27 protein-coding genes and 1 pseudogene are annotated in these 23753 nt (G+C 68.1%); 9 read left to right on the top strand and 19 right to left on the bottom strand.

Annotated features, from left to right (window positions below):
• Positions 1-27 precede the first annotated feature (27 nt).
• Positions 28-675 carry a glutathione S-transferase family protein gene (locus L810_RS24175; RefSeq protein ID WP_042975886.1) on the top strand — a complete coding sequence of 216 codons (648 nt, stop codon included), beginning with the start codon at positions 28-30 and terminating at the stop codon, positions 673-675.
• Between the two features lie 108 nt (positions 676-783).
• On the opposite strand, the gene L810_RS24180 is transcribed toward L810_RS24175, so the two are convergent.
• From L810_RS24180 to L810_RS24245, 14 genes are all read right to left on the bottom strand, one after another.
• Entirely contained in the window at positions 784-1812 is a 1029-nt protein-coding gene (locus L810_RS24180) for an extracellular catalytic domain type 1 short-chain-length polyhydroxyalkanoate depolymerase (RefSeq protein ID WP_021160948.1), read from the bottom strand.
• 86 nt (positions 1813-1898) lie between these two features.
• Positions 1899-2153, bottom strand: a complete 255-nt coding sequence (locus tag L810_RS24185; protein ID WP_021160949.1) for a GlsB/YeaQ/YmgE family stress response membrane protein — start codon at positions 2151-2153, stop codon at positions 1899-1901.
• Between the two features lie 231 nt (positions 2154-2384).
• Positions 2385-2696 (bottom strand): hypothetical protein, encoded by a 312-nt coding sequence (locus L810_RS24190; protein WP_042975891.1) that lies wholly within the window; start codon positions 2694-2696, stop codon positions 2385-2387.
• Positions 2696-3067 carry a hypothetical protein gene (locus tag L810_RS24195; protein ID WP_021160951.1) on the bottom strand — a complete coding sequence of 124 codons (372 nt, stop codon included), beginning with the start codon at positions 3065-3067 and terminating at the stop codon, positions 2696-2698. The genes L810_RS24190 and L810_RS24195 overlap by 1 nt, the downstream gene beginning before the upstream one ends.
• A 52-nt stretch (positions 3068-3119) precedes the next feature.
• A complete protein-coding gene (locus L810_RS24200; RefSeq protein ID WP_021160952.1) occupies positions 3120-3368 on the bottom strand; it encodes a CsbD family protein in 249 nt (82 codons plus the stop codon).
• Between the two features lie 368 nt (positions 3369-3736).
• On the bottom strand, positions 3737-4270 hold the full coding sequence (locus L810_RS24205) for a chalcone isomerase family protein (RefSeq protein ID WP_021160953.1): 534 nt from the start codon (positions 4268-4270) through the stop codon (positions 3737-3739).
• Position 4271: 1 nt separating this feature from the next.
• Positions 4272-5489 (bottom strand): SAM-dependent methyltransferase, encoded by a 1218-nt coding sequence (locus tag L810_RS24210; protein WP_021160954.1) that lies wholly within the window; start codon positions 5487-5489, stop codon positions 4272-4274.
• Positions 5486-6340, bottom strand: a complete 855-nt coding sequence (locus tag L810_RS24215; protein WP_021160955.1) for a DUF1365 domain-containing protein — start codon at positions 6338-6340, stop codon at positions 5486-5488. Before L810_RS24215 ends, L810_RS24210 begins: the two co-directional genes overlap by 4 nt.
• The gene (locus tag L810_RS24220; protein WP_021160956.1) at positions 6337-7644 is read right to left on the bottom strand and encodes an NAD(P)/FAD-dependent oxidoreductase; all 1308 of its coding nucleotides are present in this window, start codon (positions 7642-7644) and stop codon (positions 6337-6339) included. The genes L810_RS24215 and L810_RS24220 overlap by 4 nt, the downstream gene beginning before the upstream one ends.
• Before the next feature lie 91 nt (positions 7645-7735).
• Positions 7736-8347, bottom strand: coding sequence for a lipocalin family protein (locus tag L810_RS24225; protein WP_021160957.1), 612 nt, complete (start codon positions 8345-8347; stop codon positions 7736-7738).
• Between the two features lie 8 nt (positions 8348-8355).
• The gene (locus L810_RS24230; RefSeq protein ID WP_021160958.1) at positions 8356-9456 is read right to left on the bottom strand and encodes an SAM-dependent methyltransferase; all 1101 of its coding nucleotides are present in this window, start codon (positions 9454-9456) and stop codon (positions 8356-8358) included.
• Positions 9453-10286 carry a DUF1295 domain-containing protein gene (locus L810_RS24235; RefSeq protein WP_021160959.1) on the bottom strand — a complete coding sequence of 278 codons (834 nt, stop codon included), beginning with the start codon at positions 10284-10286 and terminating at the stop codon, positions 9453-9455. The genes L810_RS24230 and L810_RS24235 overlap by 4 nt, the downstream gene beginning before the upstream one ends.
• Positions 10287-10441: 155 nt before the next feature.
• Entirely contained in the window at positions 10442-11176 is a 735-nt protein-coding gene (locus L810_RS24240) for an anti-sigma factor (RefSeq protein WP_021160960.1), read from the bottom strand.
• The gene (locus L810_RS24245) at positions 11173-11769 is read right to left on the bottom strand and encodes a sigma-70 family RNA polymerase sigma factor (RefSeq protein ID WP_042975896.1); all 597 of its coding nucleotides are present in this window, start codon (positions 11767-11769) and stop codon (positions 11173-11175) included. Before L810_RS24245 ends, L810_RS24240 begins: the two co-directional genes overlap by 4 nt.
• A gap of 283 nt (positions 11770-12052) precedes the next feature.
• Between L810_RS24245 and L810_RS24250 the strand changes: the two genes are divergently transcribed.
• Positions 12053-12580: a lipocalin family protein gene (locus tag L810_RS24250; protein WP_021160962.1), complete on the top strand. Its 528-nt coding sequence runs from the start codon at positions 12053-12055 to the stop codon at positions 12578-12580.
• Between the two features lie 169 nt (positions 12581-12749).
• Here L810_RS24250 and L810_RS24255 read toward each other — a convergent pair whose 3' ends face one another.
• A complete protein-coding gene (locus L810_RS24255; RefSeq protein ID WP_021160963.1) occupies positions 12750-13409 on the bottom strand; it encodes a carbonic anhydrase in 660 nt (219 codons plus the stop codon).
• A 256-nt stretch (positions 13410-13665) separates the two neighbouring features.
• Between L810_RS24255 and L810_RS24260 the strand changes: the two are divergent.
• The 7 genes and pseudogenes from L810_RS24260 to L810_RS24290 form a co-directional block, all read left to right on the top strand.
• Positions 13666-13872 (top strand): annotated as a pseudogene (locus L810_RS24260) (helix-turn-helix domain-containing protein); the annotation flags it as partial.
• Positions 13873-14230: 358 nt separating this feature from the next.
• On the top strand, positions 14231-15370 hold the full coding sequence (locus L810_RS24265; protein WP_021160965.1) for an acyl-CoA dehydrogenase family protein: 1140 nt from the start codon (positions 14231-14233) through the stop codon (positions 15368-15370).
• A gap of 47 nt (positions 15371-15417) precedes the next feature.
• Positions 15418-16320: an HpcH/HpaI aldolase/citrate lyase family protein gene (locus tag L810_RS24270; protein ID WP_021160966.1), complete on the top strand. Its 903-nt coding sequence runs from the start codon at positions 15418-15420 to the stop codon at positions 16318-16320.
• 7 nt (positions 16321-16327) lie between these two features.
• The gene (locus L810_RS24275; RefSeq protein ID WP_021160967.1) at positions 16328-16981 is read left to right on the top strand and encodes a pyridoxine/pyridoxamine 5'-phosphate oxidase; all 654 of its coding nucleotides are present in this window, start codon (positions 16328-16330) and stop codon (positions 16979-16981) included.
• Positions 16982-17028: 47 nt separating this feature from the next.
• Entirely contained in the window at positions 17029-18237 is a 1209-nt protein-coding gene (gene metC, locus L810_RS24280) for a cystathionine beta-lyase (protein WP_051392307.1), read from the top strand.
• Positions 18231-18875 (top strand): glutathione S-transferase family protein, encoded by a 645-nt coding sequence (locus L810_RS24285; protein WP_021160969.1) that lies wholly within the window; start codon positions 18231-18233, stop codon positions 18873-18875. Before metC ends, L810_RS24285 begins: the two co-directional genes overlap by 7 nt.
• 63 nt (positions 18876-18938) lie before the next feature.
• Positions 18939-19721, top strand: a complete 783-nt coding sequence (locus L810_RS24290; RefSeq protein WP_021160970.1) for a glutamine amidotransferase — start codon at positions 18939-18941, stop codon at positions 19719-19721.
• Here the strand turns inward: L810_RS24290 and L810_RS24295 are convergent.
• The 4 genes from L810_RS24295 to L810_RS24310 form a co-directional block, all read right to left on the bottom strand.
• Positions 19644-20378, bottom strand: coding sequence for an autoinducer binding domain-containing protein (locus L810_RS24295; RefSeq protein ID WP_081057231.1), 735 nt, complete (start codon positions 20376-20378; stop codon positions 19644-19646). The genes L810_RS24290 and L810_RS24295 overlap by 78 nt on opposite strands.
• Before the next feature lie 86 nt (positions 20379-20464).
• Complete coding sequence (locus L810_RS24300; RefSeq protein ID WP_021160972.1) at positions 20465-20872, bottom strand: hypothetical protein; 408 nt, start codon at positions 20870-20872, stop codon at positions 20465-20467.
• An 83-nt stretch (positions 20873-20955) separates the two neighbouring features.
• Positions 20956-22494: a DHA2 family efflux MFS transporter permease subunit gene (locus tag L810_RS24305; protein ID WP_021160973.1), complete on the bottom strand. Its 1539-nt coding sequence runs from the start codon at positions 22492-22494 to the stop codon at positions 20956-20958.
• A partial coding sequence (locus L810_RS24310; RefSeq protein ID WP_042975907.1) for an HlyD family efflux transporter periplasmic adaptor subunit occupies positions 22491-23753 on the bottom strand: 1263 nt, incomplete at its 5' end. The genes L810_RS24305 and L810_RS24310, both read right to left, overlap by 4 nt.

Raw genomic sequence — 23753 nt, forward strand, 5'->3', positions numbered from 1 at the left:
TCGAATTCCATGAGACGGATTCAAACGATGTCCTACGTTCTGTATTACTCGCCCGGTGCGGCCAGCATGGCCGTGCACTGGATGCTGATCGAACTCGGTGTGCCGTTCGAAACGCGTCTCGTCGATATCGATGCGGGTGCGCAGCATACGCCCGAGTACCTGCGGATGAATCCGGCCGGCAGGGTGCCGACGCTGGTCGTCGACGGCATACCGCGGACCGAATCGGCCGCCTTGCTGATGCTGCTTGCCGAACGCCATCCGCAGCCGTCGCTGGCTCCCCGTCCGGGCGCGCCCGAACGTCCCGAGTGGTTCGAGATGATGGTCTATCTGGCCAATTCGGTATTGCCTGCGATGCGAAACTGGTTCTATGCGGAGACGGATGGCGATCCGCGATGCGCCGAGATGGTGAAGGCGTTTTCGCGGGGGCAAATCGAGGAATCGATGGCGCATCTCGACAATCTGCTGTCCGACGGTCGTTCGTACCTGATCAACAATCGGTTGAGTACGGTGGACTTCCTTGCGTTGATGCTCATGCGCTGGACGCGCAACATGCCGCGCCCGGCAACGACATGGCCGCATCTTGCGACGTACATACAGCACCTTCGCGGGATGCCGACGTTTGTCGAGTTGAACGCGCGGGAAGGGTTGACTGAGTGGATGAATCCGGTTTCTTGAGTGTTCTTGAAAAGTGACGCAGCAGTCGATTGGGGGGCTGCTCGTCTGTTTGAGCAATACCCGCGGTCCTGCCTCGTACGACGTGGGACCGGCGGCGAATATCCGGCGTCAGGTGCCCGCCCTCGCCGGAGCGTCGCGGCGGCGGTATCTGAAAAACGACCACAACATCGCGGTCGCGTCCGGGCCCTCCGCCGCGTGAAACGGCACGCGAGCGTCGCCGCCGCTCCACGCGTGACCGAGCCTGCGTACGATGCAGACACGCACGACGCAGCGGCCGCTGCGCCGATGGTCGATGACCAGCCGGTCGCCTCGATCCGACACGGTGCGCGTACCGCTGATGGGCTCACCCTCCGCGTCGATGAAACGATTGACACGCAACCACTGGCGCGCGGCCTGTTCCGCGTTGATTTTCGCAACGACGCCGTCCCGTTCGCCATGCACGATCAGCGCCGGCATGCCGGGGTAGTCCCGCACGCAGACGGCCGCATCGATGAGTTGCACCGGGTCGCTGCGGGTGCCGTACTGCATCACCTTCAATGCGTCGAGCGACGAGCGGGCGGCCGCGGAAACGGCGCCCGAATGAAGCGCTACGGCCGCAAATAGCGTCGGGGCATGCAGCGCGAGTTGCGCGGCAAGCCCGGCGCCGGCGGACATGCCCGCGACGTAGACGCGGGCGGGATCGAACGCGTGCTGCCGGACGATCGCCCGGATCAGCGACGCGATCGCATCCGCGTCGGAGCCGGCGGTCGGCTCGGGCGGGTCGAACCAGTTCCAGCAGCGATGGGGGTGCCTGCTTTTCGATTGTTCGGGCAAGAGCACGGAGAAGCCGAAACGATCGGCGGCACGATCGATCCGCGTGCCGAGCGCGAACGACTCGGCCGTCTGCTTGCAGCCGTGAAGCATGACGACGAGCGGGCCATGGCGCGGCGCGTTTCGCGGACGATACAGCGAGTAGGTGACGTGATTGACGAAACGGCCGGGCGCCGGCAGCGACGAGAAGAACGAGCGGGCCCACACGCCGTCGGTGGACAGCGCGGGCTTGCGGGAAGCGGGCTTCGTGCGCGGGGCCGCTGTGCGCCGCGTCGCCGTTCTCTTGGGCAGCGAAGCGAACGGATTCAATCTCAGCCAATGACTCACCGGTTTTCGCGGCATGATCGGTAAGCGGCATGCGGGGTCGCATGCCGGATGGTGACGAAGAACACGCGGTCGGCCGTCAGACCCCGTCAGACCGCGCGATTGAACAGACGGATCACGAACAGCAGGATCACGGCGCCGATGACGGCGATGACGATCGAGCCGAGAATGCCGCTGAAGCCGATGCCGAGCAACCCGGCGAGCCAGCCGCCGATCACCGCGCCGACGATGCCGACCACGATGTCGATCAGCAAGCCGAAGCCTCCGCCCTTGACGAGTACGCCCGCGAGCCATCCTGCGACTGCGCCGATGATCAGCCATACGATCAAACCATGTACATCCATGATGTTTCCCCTCTCCTTTGGATCGACGGCAGATTCGTGAAACGGGATCTGCCCGACCGTCCGCGCAACGGGACAGAACGCGAAACGGAATTGCTCGTTTTTGCACTACCTTGAAGCCGCCCAGCCCGATTGAAGTGGTCCGAAGAAATCGGACCGGTCAGCCGGCCGGGCCTCTCGTGGAAGCGGCCGCTCCGGCACTCGCCCGGACGTTTCGCGCGGGTCTGCGCCGGTTTACTTCTCCACCATGTCCCGCGTCATTCGCCCGATCAACGCGACCAGCCCGGCGCGAACGGACGTCGTCACGATGCGCCGCGGCCCAAGGATCACGAAACCGGCCAGCGCCACCGCGACGGCCGCGACGGCCGAGCCGCCGAGGGTCGGCAACTTCATCGCCGGATAGTCCGCGATGTCGCCGGAACGCGCTCGCCGGGCCGTTTCGACGACGTGGTTCGACGCGGACAGTTCGGCCCGGGTCGCCGCCATGCGGGCCAGCAGGACACGCCGCCTCGATTCCGGCGAACCATCGGAGATTCGTCGTTTCATCACAGGCTCTCTCTGGCGGTCTGGATGTCGCGCTGCAATTCCTCGGTCAGGACGGAAAACGTGCCGTGTCTGTCGCGCATGCGCACCGCTGCAAAGGAGGCGATCGACACGCACACCCAGAACCCGGCGACGACCCATGACGTCTCGATCAGATACGGCGTTCGTGCGGCGCTGACGATCGCCGCCACGCACACGAAAGCCAGTCCGAACGTCACGCTCAGGCCGAGCAACGCATACAGCATCAGATCGCGCAGGAAGTACTTCCTGGCAAGGTCGAATTCGATTGCCGCGAGACCCGCGTAGTCGGCCAGACGCGCGACCGAGAATTGCGCGACGTCCTGCCATTTCCTGATTCTCGAAAGCAAAACCATGACATGCTCCGATGATGACCTCAACGCATGCCGTCGGGTTCGTGACAGCCGATCAGCGCTTCGACCACATTGCGCCGATGATGAAACTCACCGCTGCGACGGTCGCCAGCGTCGCAATCGGATTGCTTGCGGCAACGTCGCGCACCTGCTCGAGCGCCTCGCCATAGGTTTGCTGAACCGCGCCGGCCACCTGGCGCGCTTTTCCGTCGAATTGCATGTCGGCACTTCCCGTGGCGTCACCCACCGCCTCCTGCGCTTTGCCCGCCAGCTTCTGCACCGTGCCTTCCGTCTTTTCGAACATGATCGACCTCGTCGTTCAATCGGGTTGCGTGACCATTGGGACAATGCTGGATCACATTCGTGACGCCATTCGATATCCCGGGGCTCAGTGTAGAGGGGGCGCAGCGTGCAGGGCATGTTCAAATGCACTGGGCGGCGTAGTGCATTTGAGGGGGCGCGCGGGTGCGCAGCAGGTGTGCGCCCGCGAGCAGCCCCCGCACGGAACGTGCCGATCCAGCGTTGCCGGTGCGCGGTGCGTGGTGCTCGGGACGCAGACGAGCCAGCCGGCCCGCGACAGCATGAGACAGGCGGCGGTTTCGGCGATGGCGGAATGGCTCCGGGGCCGATCCGTGAGATGCGCAACGGTGGCGATCGTTGCGCGTTCCGCCGTCAACGTGCGGTGTCGCCGAGCAACTGGCGGCGCAACGATTGTGCACGGGTGCGCGGATCGAGCCAGATGTCGAAGAAGGCGCGCGCGAAGACCGGATCGGGGATATCGGCCGTAAGGCGGCCGTTCGTGTAGAAGCGCGCACCCTGATCGGGCAGGTAGACGCCGCAGAGTACGTCGCCGCGCACGACGTCGGTAAATGCCCGTGCGATGTCGGCGCGCCACGCGTCGCGGGTCGCCGCGGGCAGCGGTGCGGGCGCGAGGCGCTCGATTTCGGCCATGCCGGTGGCGACGAGCCGCGCGCCGCTCACGTCGTGGCGATACGTGAGCGAAAGTGCGAACGGCGTGTCGAATCCCGCGGGCGGGTGGGGCGCCCACAGCTGCGCGTCGTACAGACAGACGCCGAATACGCAGAATTGGCCGGCCCCGATCATCCGTGCCGACGCGACCTCGTCAACGCAACGCGCGCCGGCCTCCGGCGCCGCGGAAAGCACCGCCGCCAGCGCGAGGATCGCAGCCCGGTGTCTCGCGTTCATGTCAGCGTGCCGACGACACGACGAAATGCATCACGTCGGTGCGCCGCTCGGCGAACCCCGCCTCGCAATAGGCGAGGTAAAGCCGCCACGTTCGGATGAAGGTCTCGTCGAACCCCAATGCACGCACGGCGTCGACGTGATCCTCGAACGCCTCCCGCCAGGCGCGCAACGTGCGTGCGTAGTCGAGTCCGAACGCGAGCACCGGCTCCGCGGCAAGACCCGCGCGGGCAGCCGCGTCGACGAAGCGCTCGGCGCTCGGCAGCATGCCGCCCGGAAAGATGAACTCGCGAATGAAGTCGCTCGAAGCCCGGTAGGCCTCGAACTGCGACTCGGCGATCGTGATCGACTGGATCAGCGCCCGCGCGCCTGCCTTCAGATGCTGCCCGAGCGTGTCGAAATACACCGGCCAGAACGCTTCGCCCACGGCCTCGAACATCTCGATCGACACGATCGCGTCGTACTGTCCGTCGATGTCGCGGTAGTCGCGCAACTCGACCGTCACGCGATCGGACAGCCCCGCACGCGCGATGCGCTCGACCGCCAGCGCGTATTGCGCCTCCGAGATCGTCAGCGCACGCACGCGAATGCCCTGGCGTGCGGCGTACATCGCGAAGCCGCCCCAGCCGCAGCCGATTTCGAGCACGTGCATGCCGGCGCGCAGCCCGAGCGATGCGACGATGCGTTGATATTTCGCCGCCTGCGCATCGGCGAGCGAGCGCTGCTCGTCGCCGTCGAAGCAGGCGCTCGAATACGTCCACGTGTCATCGAGCCACAACCCGTAGAAGCGGTTGCCGAGATCGTAATGCGCGTGGATGTTGCGGCGGCTGCCGGCGCGTGTATTCATCCGCAGCCGGTGGCGTAGCGCATACCAAAGGCGGGCGACGCGCCCGCCCGTCAGCGTCTGCGCGATCGCCGGCTCGTTGCGGATCGCCAGACGCAGCAGCGCGACGAGGTCGGGGGTGTCGACCTGGCGTGCGCGATACGCTTCCGCGAACCCGATGTCGCCCGCGCGCAGGATCGCGCGGCACGCCCGCCAGTCGCGGATCTGCAGCGTCGCGGCCGGCTGGCAGTGCGGATCGCCGAACACGTATTGCGCGCCTTCGGGCGTCACGAGTATCACGTGGCCGTGCCGCAGCCGCCGCAGCAGCGCGACGAACAACCGCGAAGAAAGCGGCAGCGCGGGTTGCGATGCGTTCGATAACAGGCGCAGCAGGGTCATGGGCGGACCTCGTGGTCGGACACCGCAGGGCGGCAGGGCGGCGACACCCGTGCCGACGGGGGCGGCGGCGCATCGGCGCAGGACGGCCGGGCAGGGGGCGTCCTGCCGTGGAACGGCACGCGCTTGAGCCAGAGCCGCAGCGCCTGCCAATGGATCCGGACGATCACACCGATCGCGTTGAACGGCTGCCGCGCGAGCGCGCGCCACGCCCGCGCGGCGCTCAGCGGGCCGGCCTGCATGACGAGCGCCGTCCGCAGCAGCAGACCGTCATCGTCGCGGTAGTCGATGGCGACCCGCAGGTGGTCGCCGCGCTGGCGCACGCGAAACGCGTATGTCCCGACGACGTCGCAAAACGGCGATACGTGAAACGTCTTGCGGCAGACGAGGACGGTGTCGTCCCCGATCGGCGCGTGCCGCCTCGCGCTCAGCAAGTAGCCGTGGTGCGCGCCGAACGTATTGCGCACATCGGCGTACAGCGCGCGAAGGCGACCCGCGCGGTCGTAGCAGTACCAGAAGCTCACGGGGTTGAACGCATGGCCGAAGAGGCGCGGGATCGTCTGCAGCCAGATCGGGCCGTCGGCCGGAATGCCGGCTTCGGCGAGGCGGGCGCGCAGCCACGGCGCAAGCGGCTGGCCGTCACGCGGCCCGTAGTCGCGCGACGCGAGTCCGAACGGCCGCCAGCGATCGACGCCGAACCAGTTGCCGTCGATCTCGTGAAGCCGCTCGATATCGCAGCAGATCTGGAACAGCGGATACGTGAACGCATGGTGAACGGGCCGCAGCCGCTCGTGCATCACGTGCCCGACGAGCAGCCGCGCGGCGCTGCCGTCGCTCGCGAACGGCGCGTTCATGACGTGGCCCAGGCCGGCTTCACGCCGAAGTCGCCGGCCACGCGCAAGGCGGATTTCAGGCCGTCTTCATGAAAGCCGTAGCCTGTCCACGCACCCGCGAACCACGTGCGGCGCTGCCCCTGCAGCGCGGGCAGGTGTTGCTGCGCATCGACGGCGGCGAGATCGAGCAGCGGATGCTCGTAGTCGTAGCGGCCGAGCTGCGTGCCGGGCGCGGGCGCGCCGACGGGATTCAGCGTGACGACGACCGGAGTGCGGAAAGGCAGCGGCTGCAGCTGGTTGATCAGGTAGCTGACACACACGGGCGATGCGCCGCCGGCGGCCGGCGCCGCACGGCGGCTCAGGTAGTTCCACGCCGACCAGACGCGCCGCCGGCGCGGTAGCAACGCCGTATCGGTATGCAGCACCGCGACGTTGCGCTGGTAGCGCACGGCGCCCAGCACGCGGCGCTCGGCGTCGCTGGTGTCCGCGAGCAGCCGCAGGCTCGTCGGCGCGTGGCACGCGAGCACGATGGCGTCGAACCGCTCATGGCCGGCCGCGTCGGTCACCACCGTGACGCCGTGATCGTCGCGCCGAATCGTGCGGACCGGCGTGTTCACGCGTACGTCGTCGAGCGTCGCGGCGATGCGCTCGACATACTGCCGCGCGCCACCGGCGATCGTGCGCCAGGGCGGTCGGCCGTTGACCTGCAGCAGCGCGTGGTTCAGGCAGAAGCGCAGGAACGTCGCCGCCGGAAACCGCAGGATGTCGTCGGCCGCGCTCGACCAGATCGCGGCCGCCATCGGCAGCAAGTAGTGCTCCTGGAACGAGGTGCCGTAGCCGCCCGCGGCGAGCAGCTCGCCGACCGACAGACGCTGGCGGTGTGCCGTTTCGAGGTGATGCTGCGCGGACGCGTTGAAGCGCAGGATGTCGCGCAGCATGCCGAGGAACGACGGCGAGAACAGGTTGCGGCGTTGCGCGAACACCGTGTTGAGATTGCTGCCGGCCCATTCGAGCCGGCCGCCGTCGATCGAAACCGAGAACGACATGTCGCTCGGATGCGCGGCCACGCCGAGTTCGGCGAGCAGCGCGATCAGGTTCGGATAGGTCCGGTCGTTGAACACGAGGAACCCGGTATCGACCGGGTGGCGCGCGCCGTCGAGTTCGACATCGACGGTGTGCGTGTGGCCGCCGAGGTAGCCGGCCGCCTCGAACAGCGTCACGCGGTGACGACGGGCCAGCAGGTAGGCGCTCGCCAGGCCGGCGATGCCGGCGCCGACGACGGCGATCCGCCGCCCGGGCGGCAAGGCAGTGAAGGGCTGGTGCATCGCGAAGGGTCTCCGTCAGGCGGGTCGGCGGTCTCGGGAACGGTTTTTCAAGATACGGAGCAAAGCGGTCGGCGGATGCGCCGGGCCCGCTTCAGTCGCGCTCGCCCGGCGAGGCGAAGCCCGGTTGACCGATCTGCCCGGGTGTTTGCGGCACGCGCCTGAAGCGCGACGTGTCGTAGCCCATCGCATCGAGCCGCGCGAGCAGCGAGCGATACGTCGCGTCGTCCATCGTCGGCTCGCGCGAGAAGATCCATCCGAGCGTCTTGTCCGGGTAGCCGAGGATCGTGTAGCGGTAGTCGGGATCGACATAGAGCGTCAACTGCGTGACGTATACCGGCCAGAACAGCCGCACGCGCCATTCGCCGCCCCCGCTGCCGGGCTTTGCCGTATCGACGAAGCGATAGCGTTTCTCGGGTCGGTCGAAGCCGCCCTTGCGGCCGACGAACACGTCGTCGATCCGGCCGTCCTCGCGCAGCGTCCACTCGGCGCGGCTGCCCACGTAGTTGCGTTCCGCGAAATACGGAATGTTCGCGATCACGTACCAGCGGCCCATGTAGCGTGGCAGGTCGACGGCCACGCTCGACAGGGGCACGGCTGCGCGCGGATTCGTGTTCGGTGCATTGCCCGAGCAGCCCGCGGCGATGGCGAGCGCAAGACCGGCCGCGAGCATGGCGGCGAAACGGCGGACGATTGGGTACGGCATGACACGTCTCACGCGCGTACGGGCCGCTTGTCGAACAGGTAGTGCGCGATGCCCCATTCCTGGCCGCCGGCATAACCGAACAGTTCGGCGACGGCCATGTAGAACATTCGCCAGCGCTGGAACCAGATCCGCGCGTCGGCGCCGTAGACCGTATCGAAAATCGGCATGATCCGGCCGCGCGCGGCATCGAGCGAAGCGAGCCAGTGGTTGGCCGTGCGGGCGTAGGCGGTGCCGTCGATCCACCATTGGCGGTCGAGGCGGACGTCGTCCTGGAACCGCAGCAGCAGATGGGCCGACGGCATCGTGCCGCCGGTGAAGAAATGGCGCGACATCCAGTCGGTGTCGTCGCGCACCGCGAAATGATAGGCGAGCAGCTTGTGCGCGAAGACGTGCACGAACAACTTGCCGTCGTCGTGCATCCAGCGTGCGATTTTCGCCAGCAGTTGCCCGTAGTTCTTCATGTGCTCGAACATCTCGATCGACAGCACGCGGTCGAAACCCGCTTCGCCGGGCGTGAAATCGAAGTCCACCACGTTGCCCGTGACGATCCGCAGATTGGTCAGCCCGCGCCGGGCCGCGCATTGCTCGATGAAGTTCCGCTGACCGTGAGCATTCGACAGGCCCACGATCCGCGCGTGCGGATAGCGCTCGGCGAGCCACAGCGACAGCGACCCCCAGCCGCAGCCGAGATCCAGGATGCGCTGGCCGTCCGCGAGGCCGGCCCGCTCCGCGTAAAGCGACAGCATGGCGTCCTCGGCTTGCGCGAGCGTTTCGTTGCCGTGCGGGTAATAGCCGCACGAGTATTTCAGCCGGGGGCCGAGATGGGCTTCAAAGAACGCGCCGGGCACTTCGTAATGCTGCATGTTGGCCGCATGCGTGTCGATCGCGATGGGGCTCGCGTTCAGTTCGTGCACCAGCCGGTCGAAGGCGGCCGTGCGTCGCTCGCCGTCGAGCAGATGTTCGTCGCGCAGGCGCTGCCGCAGCAGCGTGCGCATGCCGGCGCGGATCAGCGGATCCGGCAGCCAGCCGCGTTCGCAGCAGCGGATCAGCCAGGTGTCGCCGGGGGCAGGCATCCGGGCGGGCGACGGTTGCGAGGCGGTGGCGGTCATGAGCGCGTACTCCTGTCTTCTGGATGGTCGGGGCGGGCAACGGGCGGTGGTGCGGCCGGCCTGGGCGGCCACGGAACGAGGGCGCTGGTCGTGAGCATGTATTCCCGGTAGCCCGGCCGCGTTCGCACGAGATGCGCCTCGAGTAGCGGCAGGCCGGAGACCCTGAGCAGCAGCCACGCCATCAGGAACGGCGGCATCAGCGTGAGCCAGCCCCACGGCATGCCGATCGCGAGCGCCGCGTATGCGCACCAGTGCAGGCATTCGAAGAAGTAGTTGGGGTGCCGCGAATAGCGCCACCAGCCCACTCGACAGACGCGGTCGCGGCGCCCGGGGGCGGCGAGGAAGCGCTTGAGCTGCCGGTCGGCGGCGGCCTCTCCGGCGACGGCGACGAGCCAGATCGAGACGGCCGCGACGGCTGCGGACCGGGACGGCGCGGCCGGACTGTATGCCGGCACGAAGAACGCGACCGACAGCAACATCGAGATCAGCGCCTGCAACTGGAACAGCCAGAACATGTTGCGCGGCGCGGCGTCGCCCCATTGCAGGCGGAACTGCCGATAGCGCCGGTCCTCGGGCTGCCGGCGGTTGCGACGCCACAGGTGCCGCGTGAGCCGCAGCCCCCAGATGCCGCCGCCTGTTGCGACGAGTGCGCGGTTCAATGCCGGGCCGGTGCCGAGCCCCGCGACGAACACGGCCATGCCGCCGAGCGTCACTGCCCAGACCGGGTCGATCATCCCGGCATTCCGGGAGCGCAACTGGCTGATCCACACCGCCGTGAACGACAGAAACAGTCCGACGAAAGCGAGGAGGGCAACGGCGACGGCATGCATGCGGGCGGCTCCGGGGACGCGATATCCGTCATATACGGAGCCGAAGGCCAAACGGATGCATCGGGATGCGCCGCGACCTGCGCGCGGGCGACAGGGGCACGCACCGCGCTCACCCTCGACGGACGGTTGTCCGCCGCAGGTTGGCGCGGCGCCTGTTATGCCGCGTGCATTGCCCCGGTGGCGAGCACCGGACCCGTGGGTTGACCGCTCGGCGAGCCGCCGCGCGGCTCGATCGACACGGCGAGCACCGCACGTGCGCTGAACTGCGCGACGATCGCGGGCGGCAGCGTCATCGACGCGGGTGCGTCCGGCGTGAATACGCCGAGCGAGATCGGCTTCGCATTCGGCGGAATCAGCCAAAGCTCGGCCGAGCGATTCGCGGCGATCGTCGGCTTGTCCGCCGGCACCACGACCATCCGGGCGCGGCGCAGGTCGACGGTGGCGGTCCAGTGTGCGACGCCGTCCGACCGTGCGATCGTGGCCACCATGTAGTTGCCCTCGACAGCCGCCACGCGCGGTGGCGCTTCGCTCACCAGGATCAGGTTGAACGCGAGCAGTCCGAGCGCGGCCAAGCTCGCGCCAAGGCCGACCCAGCGCCACAGTCGCAGGCTGTTCCACCATCCGCCCGATGGCGTGGCGCCGCGCGCGGCCGGCGGAACGAGGAAGCCGAGGTCACGCTGGATTCTCGTCCAGACCCGGGCGGGCGGGGCGACGCGTGCGATGTCTTCCGCGAGCGGTGCGAAGCGGCGCTGCCAGCGCTCGAGTGTCGCCTGCAACAGCGGATCGCGTGCGGCGGACTCCTCGAGTGCGTGCCGCGCATCGGCGTCGAGCACGCCGAGCGCGTATTCCGCGCAGCGCAATTCGGGATCGTGATCGGCTGGCGTATTCATTGCTCGAGACATACCTTCAGCTGCATCAGGCTGCGCCGGATCCAGCTTTTCATGGTTCCGAGAGGCACACGCAGTCGCGCTGCGAGTTCGCTATAAGTCGCGCCGCTGAAAAAAGCCTCGCGTATTGCGCGGCCCTGATCCGGATCGAGCCGCTCGAGGCACCGTTCGAGGCGTTGGCGCTCCTGGCTTGCTTCCGCGAGCGCGGCGGGCGTCGGATCCTCGTCGGGGAGATCCAGCACCTGCTCTTCGTCGAGTTGCGCCTCGCGATGCTGCCGTAACCGGTCGATCGTCCTGTTGCGCGCCAGCGTGGTCAGCCACGTCATCGCACCGCCGCGTGCCGGGTCGAATGCGTCAGCACGTCGCCACACGGCCGTGTAGACATCCTGGAGCAGATCCTCGGCTTCCCCGCGATCGTGAACCATGCGCAGGATGATGCCGAACACCCGCGACGAGGTCAGCCGGTACAGCTCGGCGAAAGCCGCCTGATCGCCGCTCGCGACCTGCGACATGACCTGATTCAGGTGCTCGCGACGCACGGCATCCGCGTCGGTTGACGGGGCGAAGCGCTCGGCACCATCCGGCGTGTCGTTCATGCTGAAGAAATGGCGAGGATCGCCATGGCGTGAATGTGGAGCGAAATATAGCACTGCCGGATGCACTTGATCGAGCAATCGACGGCGGACCCGCTGAATGTCGTGCATGGTGGCGAACCGTATGAAGACGTTGCAGCGAGATACGAACGAATCGCCCGCCGGGATGCAACCGGCCGCCGTCACTGCGGCGGGGTGGTTGCGTGCACAATGGCGTGATTTCCTGGCCGGGAGGGAGTCAATGAAGCGATCTGTCCTTTGTACGTCGTCCGTGTGGACGACTTCCATGGCGCTGGCTGGAGCGGCGCTGTTGCTCGCGGGATGCGCGGGCCTGGCGGGAGGCGAGAGCGGCAACGCCCAGGTGCCGCAGCCGGCCAAGGCGGTCGATCTTGATCGCTATGTGGGTACATGGTACGAGTTCGCGCGCTATGAAAACCGCTTCGAGCGCGGTTGCGACGGCGTGACGGCCGATTATGCGAAGCGGGAAGACGGCCTCGTCGACGTGCGCAATACGTGTCGCGAAGGCGGGCCGGGCGGCCGCGCACGAAGCTCGGACGGACGGGCGAAGATCGTGGCGAACAGCGGCGACGCGAAACTGAAAGTGTCGTTCTTCGGGCCGTTCTTTTTCGGCAACTACTGGATACTCGATCACGCCGACGACTACTCGTGGTCGATCGTCGGCGAGCCGTCAGGGCGATTCCTGTGGATCCTGACGCGCGTCGCCAGGCCGTCGACCGAGCAAGCCGACGCGCTTGTCGAGCGCGTGCGGACGCTCGGCTACGACACGATGATGTTGCGGCGCACTGCGCATTAGCCCGACTGCATGGGCAGCCATGCATCCGCGGCCGCGTCACGCTCGGGAGAACGTCGGGCACCGCGTGCGTTGTTGTCGGTGACGATCGTGAAGGAGAGGAGCGGAGCCCGGTCTGTTTGGGAGCGGGGGCGTGTTCGCCCCCGACTCTGGGCGCGAGCCGTCGGGGAGACTAGACCTGCCCGCGATCGCGCGAGCTCACGGCGACTACCGTAGGCGACTCGGCGAGCGAGACAAAGCTTCGGGTGACGCCGTCCAGCGCATCTATGTTGCCTGTCTCGATGTCGTAAACCCAGCCGTGCAGATTCATGCGCCCCTGTTCGAGGGCGAGCGCCACGGACGGGTGAGTGCGCAGATTGGCGAGTTGCGCGATCACGTTTTCGCGCACGAGCCCGTCGAGCTTCGCGCGAGGCGTGTCGTATTCATGCGCGGCGTTGATGACTTTAGCGGCGTCGGCATGACGCAGCCAGTTCGCGACCGCCGGCAGATGATCGAGGCAGGTGCAGCGTGAAATCGCGCCCATCGCACCGCAATCGGAGTGACCGCAGATCACGATATCGCGAACGCCGAGGACGGCGACCGCGTATTCGACGGTGGCGGACACGCCGCCGGGCTCGGGGCCGTAGGACGGCACGATGTTGCCTGCATTGCGGATCACGAACAGTTCGCCCGGCTCGCGCTGCGTGAGCAATTCGGGCACGACGCGACTGTCCGAGCACGTGACGAACAGTGCCTTGGGGTTCTGTGATGTGGCGAGCTGCTTGAAGAGCCCAGCCCGTTGCGGATAGATGTCGCGCTGAAAGCGAAGAAAACCGTCGATGACGTCACGCATGTTTGCTCCCGGGGTACAGATTCGATATACCGGCGTAGCAAAGACGGGTACGCTCGCGCGGCGGGCGATATTATGCCGGCATCAGATGAGCGAGGGAACGGCGTGGTGCTTCGCGCAAATCATAGTTGACATAATCATAGTTATCGGTGGTTTTTGTGTAGGTCCCAAGTTCAGATGTCGCGTTTCCGCTAAATAAAAATGTCGTGTTTTGACCTCGGTATGCTGGCCGGTTCTTTGCGGGACCACGGAGCCGGCCATGTATCCAGGTGCACTGGTGACACTGAACATGCGAGAACTCGACCGTCTGAAGGTAATCCAGGCCGTGGTGGACACGGGCTTGAAGCCTGACCGCGCGGCAGAACGACTCAAGCTGACGACACGGCAGATTCGCTGGCTGGTCGCCAGGCTGCGGAAGCATGGCGCGGCGGGTCTGGTATCGGGACACCGAGCGAAGCCCGGCAATAAGTGAGCAATACCAACGGGATCGAGTCGAGCGCTTCCCACGGATCCGGCGCTTCTTCGCGAGAAGATGATGACCGCCCGCCAGAACGAGTCGCTCCGTGAACAGCTGCTCCGATTCGATATCGTCCCGCGACGCGGGATGAAATGCGATGCCGGGATCAACCAGCGCGCCCCGACCAACCGAGACGCGTGCACTCGCACACACCTTGCGAAGATCCACGCCCGCCTATCCCTGCCGCGACACCCCGCCCGGCAACTACCACTACTGCCAGTACCTCCGCTGTCCGTGCCCCCTTACTCTTGTCGGCATCGCTGGCGCGCCGTCCGAGGCCGCGCCGCTTCGACCGGAGACACGACAGATGCCATTTGACTGGACGCAGGAACAGCATGCGACGCTCGCGCGCTTTCGCGACATCGGCACGGAGATCGCCGCGGCGGAACGCGACGCTCGCGCGCCTGCCGGATTCGATGCAGCCGGCTGGACCCGGCTCGGCCAGGAAGGACTGTGGGACATGATCGTGCCGGAGACCTACGGCGGCGACGGTCACGGCTGGTGGCACTTTTCCGCGGCGCTGGAAGGGCTTGCATCGACGATCCGCCGCCCGGCGCTGCTGCTGTCGGTGATCGCGCAGGCCGGCATGGTGCGCGCGCTCGAACGCTACGGCACGGCAACCCAGCAGGACCGCTATTTCGGCGCGATCCTGCGCGGCGAACTGAGTGCAACGGCGATCGCCGAACCGGGCACCGGCACCGACGTGCGCAGCATTGCGACGAAGCTGGTCGAGCACGGCGACGGCTACCGGCTGACCGGCAGCAAATTCAACATCGCGCACGCGCCGCTCGCGCGCTTCATCCTCGTCGTCACGCGTGTCGAAACGCTCGGCCGACGCAATACGGCGCTCGTGATCGTCGACCGCGACCAGCCGGGCATGACCGTCGCGGCGCCCGACCGCAAGCTCGGCCTCGACGACCTGCCCACCGGCGCGCTGCATTTCGACGACTGCCCGATCGCGCGTGGCCAACTGCTGGGCGAACCGGGCGCCGGGCTCGGCAACCTGATCGACATCATTTCGCTCGGCCGCCTCTACTACGGCCTCGTCGCCGCGCAGGTGACGGCGCCGTACCTGCGCGACGCAATCGCCTATTGCCGCGACCGGCGCAGCTTCGACAGCACGATCGACGCGCACCAGTACGTGCAGCGCCGCCTGGTCGACCTGCAGATCGGCATCGAGCGCGGCACGTGGCTGGCGCGCGGCGCGCTCGCGCAGTTGCTGACGGATCACCCGCAAGCGCTGATGACCTGCTCGATCGCGAAGCTGGTCGGTGCGCAGGATCTCGTCGACGGCGCGCTCGGCCTCGTGCGGCTGTACGGCAGCCTCGGCTACCAGGCCGGGCCGGTGGCCGCATTCGCGTCGGACGCGCTGGGTTTCATGAGCGTCGGCGGAACCGAGGAAATGCATCGCAAGAACATCTTCAACCAGATGATGCGCGCCGGCTGAACGCCCGCCATCGACATGCGTACGACGCACCCTACAGGAATCCAAGCATGACAACGACCCACCGACGCCCTTCCCGCCTGCGCCGCTCCTGGCTGTTCCTCGCCGGCGCCGATCACGATGCGCTCGTCGACGGCGCCGCGAGCGGCGCGGACGTATTGATCCAGGAACTCGAAACCTTTACGCCGCCGGACCGGCGTCCGGCCGCGCGCGAACTCAGCGAGCGCGTGCTCGCGGGCTGGCGCGATGCCGGCATCCTTGCGTCCGTGCGCGTGAACCCGCTCGACGCGGGCGGCATCGACGACCTGCGCGCGGCGATGCGCGGCCGGCCGGACATCGTGATGATGTCGTACGTCGCGACGCCCGAGCAGGTCGTCGCGCTCGACGAAGCCGTCACGCGCTTCGAGCGCGAATACGATATCGCGCCCGGCTCGACGGAACTGGTGCCGAACATCGAGTCGACGCTCGGGCTCATGAACACGATGGCGATCGCGCGTTCGAGCCCGCGCGTGTCCGCCGTGCTCGTCGCGACCGAGGACATGGTGGCCGACATGGGGGCCGAGCGCACCCGCGCGGGCCGCGAGCTCGACTATGTGCGTTCGCGCTTTCGCGTCGAATGCGCGGCCGTCGGCATCACCGCGATCGACTGCCCGTACAGCTATGCCGACAACGAAGGCGCGGAGCTCGACATGCGCGTGTCGCGCGGCCTCGGATACCAGGCCAAGGCGATCGTCAACGCGCAGTTCGTGCCGGTCGTCAATCGCATGCTGACGCCGACGGCCGATGAAGTCGCCCTCGCCCGCCGCGTGATCGACGCGTTCGACACCGCCCGGCGCGCGTCCGGCGGCCGCCGCGTGGCCGCGGCTGTCGTCGACGGTTTCCTCGCGGAAGTCCCCGACTATCTCGCCGCGCATCGGCTGATCGCCCGCGCGACGCAATTCGGTATTGCCTGAGCTCGCCATGGATACGATCGCCACGCGCCTGAAGGCGCTGAAAACCCTCGCGCATGCGGCGCCGCATGTTCCGGCCGAGAACTGGCCCGACACGCCGCAAGCGCAATTCGAACGCTGGCTCGACGAGGCCGTTGTCGCAGGCGCCGTCGAACCGCAGGTGATGACGCTGTCGACGGTCCGCCCGGACGGGCGGCCCGACGCTCGCTCCGTCGTACTGCTTAACGTCGACGCGCGCGGCTGGCATTTCGCGGCGAGCACGCGCAGCCCCAAGGGGCGCCAGATCGAAAACCGGCCGTTCGCCGCGCTGACGTTCTATTGGCCGGCGATCGCGAGCCAGGTCCGCCTGAGCGGCCCGGTCGAGCGGCTGCCGGCCGCCGAAGGCCGCGCCGATTTCGCGGGCCGCCCGGAGCGGTCGCGCGCGAGCATCCTGGCCGGCCGGCAAAGCGAACGGCTCGACGATCCCGCCGACCTGACGCGCGCGATCGACGCGCAGCTCGCGCGGCTGGCCGCCGACCCCGCACTCGTGTCGGAGGACTGGCACCTGTACACGCTCGCGCCGGACGAAGCCGAATTCTGGCGTGCCGACAGCGCACGCCGCTTCGCGCGGCAGGCGTACCGTCGCGACGGTCAGCGCTGGGAACGGTGTGCGCTATGGCCTTGAAGTCCGCCGCCCCCTCGTCGCGACCGGACGGCACCCGGCACGACGGCATGAACGACCGGATACACGACCGGATGCACGAAGACACGCGCCTCATGCACGCGGGCCGCGACAGCGCAGCCTGGCACGGCTTCGTCAATCCGCCCGTCTACCATGCGTCGACCGTGCTCAGTCCGACGGTGTCCGATCTGCTGAACCGCACGCAGCCGTATATCTACGGCCGCCGCGGCACGCCGACGACCGACGCGCTCGAGCGCGCGGTGACGAGCCTCGAAGGCGGTGCCGGTGCGGTGCTGTGTCCGTCGGGCTTGTCCGCGTGCACGCTGGCGCTTCTGTCGTGCCTGAAGCCCGGCGATCACCTGCTGATGACCGCATCGGTCTACGGCCCGGTACGCCATGCGTGCGAAGGCGTGCTTGCGCGGCTCGGCGTCGAGACGACCTGGTACGACGGCAGCACGCCCGTCGCCGCCGCATTCCGCGCGAATACGCGCGCGCTGTATGTCGAAGTGCCGGGCTCCTATACGTTCGACATGCACGATATCCCGACGCTCGTCCGGCTCGCGCACGCACACGGCGCGCTGGTCGTCGCGGACAACAGCTGGGCCACGCCGCTCTTCTTCCAGCCGCATGCGTTCGGCATCGACCTGTCGATCCAGGCCGGCACGAAGTACCTGGTCGGGCATTCCGATGCGATGCTCGGCACCGTGTCGGCCACCGAACGCGCGTGGCCCGCATTGAAGCAACTGCATGGCGATCTCGGGCTGTGCGCAGGCCCCGACGACGTCTATCTCGCGCTGCGCGGGTTGCGCACGCTCGGCGTGCGGCTGCGGCAGCACCAGCGCAACGCGCTGGCGGTCGCGAGCTGGCTCGCGACGCGCCCCGAAGTGCAGCGCGTGCTGTATCCCGCCCTCCCCGGCGACGACGGACATGCGCTGTGGCGCCGCGATTTCCGCGGCGCATCGGGGCTGTTCTCGGTCGTGCTGCAGCCGGCGCCGCCGCACGCGGTCGAAGCGTTTCTCGACCACCTCGCGCTGTTCGGGCTCGGTTATTCGTGGGGCGGCTACGAGAGCCTCGCGCTGCCGTTCGAACTGGACGCGCACAGCCTCGCCGCGCGCTGGCCGGCCGGCAGTCGCGGCGTGCGCGTGCATGTCGGGCTCGAGGACCCGGACGACCTGATCGCCGATCTCGCGGCCGGTCTCGATCGTTATGCGGCGTGCGCGCGGCAGGCCGCCGCCTGCGAGGATGCCGCGCGATGCTGACCGTCTGGGGCCGCCGCACGTCGTTCAACGTGCAGAAGGTGTTGTGGCTCATCGGCGAGCTGGGCGTGCCGTACCGGCACATCGCGGCAGGCGGTGAACACGGCTCGCTGCAGACGCCCGCGTTCGCGGCGCTGAATCCGACCTGCCGGATTCCGGTGATCGACTGGGATGGCGACGTCGTGTGGGAGTCGCACACGATCCTGCGCTATCTTGCCGCGCGGGTGCCGAACAATCCGTTCTGGTGCCGCGACGCGTTCGCCCGTTCGCGCGCCGAGCGCTGGATGGACTGGTCGCAGACCGCGCTCGAACCCGACGTGATGACTGGGCTGTTCTGGGCGCTCGTGCGAACGCCGCCGGAGCGGCGCGACGATGCGCTCGTGCGCGACAAGGCCGCGCGCAGCGCGACGCATTTCCAGCTGCTCGACCGGCTGCTGTCGACCCAGCCCTTCCTGGGCGGTGCGACGCCGGGCCTGGCCGACATTCCGGCCGGCGCGACGCTGTTCCGCTATTTCTCGCTCGACGTCGAGCGGCCGCCGTTGCCGCACGTCGAGGCCTGGTACGCCCGCCTGAGCCGACGCCCCGCCTATCGCGAACAGGTCATGGTGTCGTTCGACGCGTTGCGCGGCCAGCCGGGCTGACGCTCCGCGTGACGGCTCACACGGCCTCGCGGTTTCACGAACTCACGACCCTCTCGACACGACATGACGCACTCCGCCCTTCGTCCGATCCTGATCGTCCTGCACCGCGAACAGTCGAGCCCCGGCCGGATCGGCCGGCTGCTTGCCGCCCGCGGCCATCCGCTCGACATTCGCCGCCCGCCGCTCGGCGATCCGCTGCCGGCGACGCTGGCCGACCATGCGGGCGCGGTGGTGTTCGGCGGCCCGATGAGCGCCAACGACGGCGATCGCTGGATTCAGGATGAAATCGACTGGATCGGCGTGCCGCTGCGCGAGGCGGCGCCCTTTCTCGGTGTCTGCCTGGGGGCGCAGATGATGATCCGCCACCTGGGCGGCCGCGTGGTCGCCCATCGTGACGGGCGCGCGGAAATCGGCTATTGGCCGATCGCCGCGACGCCCGCCGGCCGGCGTCTCGGGTCGTGGCCGTCGCACGTCTACCAGTGGCATCGCGAGGGCTTCGAAAGCGTCGCCGGGCTCGAGATCCTCGCGACCGGCGAGCACTTCGAGAACCAGGCCGTGCGCTACGGGCCGCGCGCATACGGCGTGCAGTTTCATCCGGAAGTGAGCTATCCGATGATGCGGCGCTGGAGTACGGCCGCCGCGCACAAGCTGTCGGCGCCCGGTGCGCAGGATCTCGCGACGCAGGCACGCGAAGGCCGGCGGCACGACCGCGCGACGGCCGCGTGGCTCAGCGCGTTTCTCGACCGCTGGCTCGACGACGCGCCCGCGTCAGGTCGGCACGGTCACGTCGGAGATGCTGATCAGCCCCCACTCGACCGCGCGCAGCACGGCTTCGTGCCGACGTGACACGTTGAACTTGCGGCGGATGTTCATGAAGTGGAAATTGATGCACGACTCGGTCACGTTCAGGATGTGGCCGATTTCCCACGACGTCTTGCCGGCCGCGTGCCAGCGCAGGCATTCGACTTCCCGCCGGCTGAGCCGCGGCACGCTGTCGGGCGGTGCATGGCAGCGCGTGCCGGCGATCGCTTCGCACGCGACGTCGCGCAGCAGCGTCAGCGCCGCGAGATGGCGGTCGCAGTGCTCGCGCGTCGCGGCGAGCTCGTCGGTGCTCGCACACAACAGCATGCCGACCTCCCCCTTCGCGCCGCGCACCGGCAGCACGACGCCGCTGCGCATGCCGTACGCGGCCGCCGCTTCGTAACACGGGCGCTGCTCCGGCAGCGCGAACAATGCGTCGTCCCAGACGAGCGGCAGTGCCGAACGGAAGCAATGCCGCAGCATCGGGTCGACGCGGTCGAACTGGCGCTGCCGGTACAGCGCCGTCCAGCCGGGCACGCCGCTGCTCCATTTGCGCGCGAGATCGAACGACGCGCCGCTGAACGGCAACACGATCAGCACGACCTTGTCGAACCCCATTCCGGCGGCCGCGTCGGTCATTCTCTGCCATGACGCGTCCGTGTCGCCGGGTACCAACCATTTCAGACAATCCAGTCCATTCATACAAGCCACCCCGTTCGTTTAGTTGGAATCTGCAGCCAGGCGGACTTGCGCAACCGGTTCGAGACGTTGCGCGTGAACGGGCCGCGCTAGACCGCCTCGGCCAGACGTCGCCGGCCTGCCTGCCTCGCGTCGTCGAGCGACGCCGTCACGTCGAACGGAATGCCGAACGCCTTTTCGATGCCGGATGCGTTCGCGATGGCCGCCTCACGCTCGGCCGGGTCCGGTTCGATCGTGATGAGCGCACGGCAGACCGCGGCGAGCGCGGCGCGGTTCTGCTTGAGCCACATGCCGCGTTCCTTGCGGTCGTCGTGCGCTTCATCCGGGCGGGCCGGCGGAAAGATCATGACAAACGGCTCGCCGTGCCGCATCAGCGCGTGCATGTCGTCGAGCCAGCGCTGTGCGTAGCCGGCGGATGCGATCGCATCGTTGCGCACGACGACGAACGGAAATTCCGCGACGTCGAACACGGCGAGCGTCGCCAGGTCGGGGGGCATGGCACCAGCGTGGTGGGTGGGCATCGGGTCAACCTCCATCGAATTGAACAGCATGGGTCGGAACGGGCCGCGCGGCGCCCGCTTCATCGTTTCGCGGCGGCACCGGGGCCGAACGGCGGACGGGCGAGCCAGACCACCGCGATCACCGCGAGATACACGCAGCCGAGCGCGAACGAAACGTCGTTGAACGAGATCTGGTACGCCTGCGCATCGACCAAGTTGCCCAGCAGCGTCGCCGCGCGCTGCGGATCGCCGCCGCCGAGCCGCGCGACTTCGGCCCGCACGGCCGGGTCGAACGCGCTCACGTGCTCGCTGAGCTGCGCGTGGTGCAGGATCGCGCGCCGGTCCCACAGGAACGACGTGATCGACACCGCGAAGCTCGCGCCGAGCGTGCGCAGGAACGTCGACAGGCCGGAGCCGGCGGCGATCTCGTCCGGCTTCAGGTCGGACAGCAGGATGCTGTTGATCGGCATGATGAACAGTGCGAGGCCGAGGCCCTGCAGCAGCTGGATCAGCGCGATGTGCGTGAAGTCGATGTCGGGCACGAAACCCGCGCGCAGGAACGACGACGTGCCGAGGATCGCGAACGCGCAGCACACGAGCACGCGCATGTTGAAGCGCGGCGCGTACTTGCCCATGAACGGCGTCATCAGCACCGGGATCACGCCCATCGGCGCGACGGCGAGCCCGGCCCAGAACGCGGTGTAGCCGAGCGTGCGCTGCAGCCACTGCGGCACGATCACGTTGACTGCGAAGAACGCCGAATACGCGAGCACGAGCGTCAGCGTGCCGGCCGCGAAGTTGCGATGCGCGAAGAGCCGCAGGTTCACGATCGGGTTCGGCTCGTTGAGCTCCCAGATCAGGAATAGCGCGATGCCGAACGCGGCAACCACCGACATCACGACGATGAACGTCGAGTTGAACCAGTCGGCTTCGTTGCCCTTGTCGAGCACGATCTGCAGCGCGCCGACGCCGACGATCAGCGCGGCGAGGCCCACATAGTCGACGCGCGCGGCAACGGTCGTCTCGACGCGTGCGCGCATCTGCGCGAACACGCACAGCGCGGCGAACACGCCGATCGGCAGGTTGATCAGGAACGCCCAGCGCCACGAGTAATGCTCGGTGACCCAGCCGCCGAACACGGGCCCCGCGATCGGCGCGACGACCGTGACCATCGCGATCATCGACAGCGCGAAACCGCGCCGCTGCGGCGGGTAGATCGACAGCATCAGCGCCTGCGTGGTCGGGATCATCGGCCCGGCCACCAGGCCCTGCAGCGCGCGGAACGCAACGAGCTGCGGCAGGTTTTGCGCGAGGCCGCACAGGAGCGACGCGAACGTGAACGCGAGCGTCGCCCACACGAACAGCCGCACCTGCCCGACGCGCTTGACGAGAAACCCGGTCAGCGGCAGCGCGATCGCATTGCTGACCGAGAACGTCGTGACGACCCACGCGCTCTGCGTCGTGCTCACGCCGAAGTTGCCGGCGATCGTCGGCAGCGACACGTTGGCGACGGTGCCGTCCAGCACCTGCATGAACACCGCGAGCGCGAGGCCGAAGGTCGTGAGCCCGACGCTCGACGGTCGAAAACCGCTGTCGGCGGCCGCCATCGGGCCGCTCATCGCACCGTCTCCGCGCGCGCTGCCGACGGCAGGTTCGCATGGATGACGTCGGCGATCAGGCTGTCGGCGCGTGCCAGCTCGTCGCGGTACACGTCGGTGCGGAAGACCGGCGCGCGCTGCTCGCGACGCGACAGCATCGCGCCGCTGCGGTCGTGCTGGTCGACGCGTGCGTGCATCGACAGGCCGATGCGCAGCGGATGCGCGTCGAGCTGGGCCGGCTCCGTCAGCTCGATGCGCACCGGCAGCCGCTGCACGATCTTGATCCAGTTGCCGGTCGCGTTCTGCGCCGGCAGCAGCGAAAACGCGCTGCCGGTGCCGACGCCGAGGCTTTGCACGCGGCCGGTATAACGCACCGCGTCGCCGTACAGGTCGGCGGTCAGTTCGACCGGCTGCCCGATGCGCATGTGTTCGAGCTGCTTCTCGGTGAAGTTCGCATCGACCCACAGCTCGCGCAGCGGCACCACCGCCAGCAGCGGCACGCCGGGCGACACGCGCTGCCCGACCTGCACCGTGCGCTTCGCGACATAACCGGTGACGGGCGTGACGACGTCGGTGCGTGCATGCGCGAGGTACGCGGCGCGCAGCCGTTCGGCCGCGGCCTGCACGTCGGGATGCGACGCGACCGCGGTGTCGTCGATCAGCGCCTTGCTCGTCTGGTGCTGCTCGCTCAACGTGGCGAGCGCGCTTTGCGCGGCCGCGTACGCGCTTTGCGCGGAGGTCAGCGTGTCGCGTGCATGCGCGAGTTCCTCGCGTGAAATCGCGCCGGAGCGGCCGAGATCCTCACGGCGGCTGTAGTCGGCCTTCGCCTTGTCGAGCGCGGTGCGTCGCGAGTCGAGTTCGGCGCGTGCGCCGTCGATGCTGTTCGCCAGCCCGCGTTCGTTGCTGTACAGGCCGCGCACCTTGCGCACCGTTGCCGCGAGATCGGCCTGCGCGGTCGCGAGCGCGATCTGCGCGTCGCTCGGGTCGAGGCGTACGAGCGGCGTGCCGGCGCGGACGAGGTTGCCGTCGTCCGCGTCGATCGACACGACGGTGCCCGTCACCTGCGGCGTCAGCTCGACGACGTTGCCTTGCGCGTATGCGTTGTCGGTGGATTCGTACCAGCGTCCGACCATCACGTACCAGATGCCCCAGCCGAGGATGCCGAGCGCGAACACGGCAACGAGCGCGCGCACCAGATGCTTGCGCCGTGCCGGCGGTGCGGGCTGCGTCGCGGGTGCGGCACCGCCGGGTGCCGGTGGCGTGCGGGCGTCCGGCCCGCC

This window comes from Burkholderia sp. AU4i (genome assembly GCF_000466765.1).
Lineage (GTDB): Bacteria > Pseudomonadota > Gammaproteobacteria > Burkholderiales > Burkholderiaceae > Burkholderia > Burkholderia cepacia.

Bases quoted from the DNA above. Each gene is read 5' to 3' on its own strand.
- L810_RS24220 (WP_021160956.1), bottom strand. From the start codon at position 7,644: ATGCACCAGCCCTTCACTGCCTTGCCGCCCGGGCGGCGGATCGCCGTC.
- L810_RS24205 (WP_021160953.1), bottom strand. From the start codon at position 4,270: ATGAACGCGAGACACCGGGCTGCGATCCTCGCGCTGGCGGCGGTGCTT.
- L810_RS24230 (WP_021160958.1), bottom strand. From the start codon at position 9,456: ATGACCGCCACCGCCTCGCAACCGTCGCCCGCCCGGATGCCTGCCCCC.
- L810_RS24185 (WP_021160949.1), bottom strand. From the start codon at position 2,153: ATGGATGTACATGGTTTGATCGTATGGCTGATCATCGGCGCAGTCGCA.
- L810_RS24255 (WP_021160963.1), bottom strand. From the start codon at position 13,409: ATGCGTGACGTCATCGACGGTTTTCTTCGCTTTCAGCGCGACATCTAT.
- L810_RS24275 (WP_021160967.1), top strand. From the start codon at position 16,328: ATGGATACGATCGCCACGCGCCTGAAGGCGCTGAAAACCCTCGCGCAT.
- L810_RS24305 (WP_021160973.1), bottom strand. From the start codon at position 22,494: ATGAGCGGCCCGATGGCGGCCGCCGACAGCGGTTTTCGACCGTCGAGC.
- L810_RS24240 (WP_021160960.1), bottom strand. From the start codon at position 11,176: ATGAATACGCCAGCCGATCACGATCCCGAATTGCGCTGCGCGGAATAC.
- L810_RS24210 (WP_021160954.1), bottom strand. From the start codon at position 5,489: ATGACCCTGCTGCGCCTGTTATCGAACGCATCGCAACCCGCGCTGCCG.
- L810_RS24265 (WP_021160965.1), top strand. From the start codon at position 14,231: ATGCCATTTGACTGGACGCAGGAACAGCATGCGACGCTCGCGCGCTTT.
- L810_RS24285 (WP_021160969.1), top strand. From the start codon at position 18,231: ATGCTGACCGTCTGGGGCCGCCGCACGTCGTTCAACGTGCAGAAGGTG.
- L810_RS24295 (WP_081057231.1), bottom strand. From the start codon at position 20,378: ATGAATGGACTGGATTGTCTGAAATGGTTGGTACCCGGCGACACGGAC.
- L810_RS24270 (WP_021160966.1), top strand. From the start codon at position 15,418: ATGACAACGACCCACCGACGCCCTTCCCGCCTGCGCCGCTCCTGGCTG.
- L810_RS24190 (WP_042975891.1), bottom strand. From the start codon at position 2,696: ATGAAACGACGAATCTCCGATGGTTCGCCGGAATCGAGGCGGCGTGTC.
- L810_RS24245 (WP_042975896.1), bottom strand. From the start codon at position 11,769: ATGAACGACACGCCGGATGGTGCCGAGCGCTTCGCCCCGTCAACCGAC.
- L810_RS24175 (WP_042975886.1), top strand. From the start codon at position 28: ATGTCCTACGTTCTGTATTACTCGCCCGGTGCGGCCAGCATGGCCGTG.
- L810_RS24300 (WP_021160972.1), bottom strand. From the start codon at position 20,872: ATGCCCCCCGACCTGGCGACGCTCGCCGTGTTCGACGTCGCGGAATTT.
- L810_RS24290 (WP_021160970.1), top strand. From the start codon at position 18,939: ATGACGCACTCCGCCCTTCGTCCGATCCTGATCGTCCTGCACCGCGAA.
- L810_RS24235 (WP_021160959.1), bottom strand. From the start codon at position 10,286: ATGCATGCCGTCGCCGTTGCCCTCCTCGCTTTCGTCGGACTGTTTCTG.
- L810_RS24250 (WP_021160962.1), top strand. From the start codon at position 12,053: ATGGCGCTGGCTGGAGCGGCGCTGTTGCTCGCGGGATGCGCGGGCCTG.
- L810_RS24200 (WP_021160952.1), bottom strand. From the start codon at position 3,368: ATGTTCGAAAAGACGGAAGGCACGGTGCAGAAGCTGGCGGGCAAAGCG.
- L810_RS24215 (WP_021160955.1), bottom strand. From the start codon at position 6,340: ATGAACGCGCCGTTCGCGAGCGACGGCAGCGCCGCGCGGCTGCTCGTC.
- L810_RS24195 (WP_021160951.1), bottom strand. From the start codon at position 3,067: ATGGTTTTGCTTTCGAGAATCAGGAAATGGCAGGACGTCGCGCAATTC.
- L810_RS24225 (WP_021160957.1), bottom strand. From the start codon at position 8,347: ATGCCGTACCCAATCGTCCGCCGTTTCGCCGCCATGCTCGCGGCCGGT.
- metC (WP_051392307.1), top strand. From the start codon at position 17,029: ATGAACGACCGGATACACGACCGGATGCACGAAGACACGCGCCTCATG.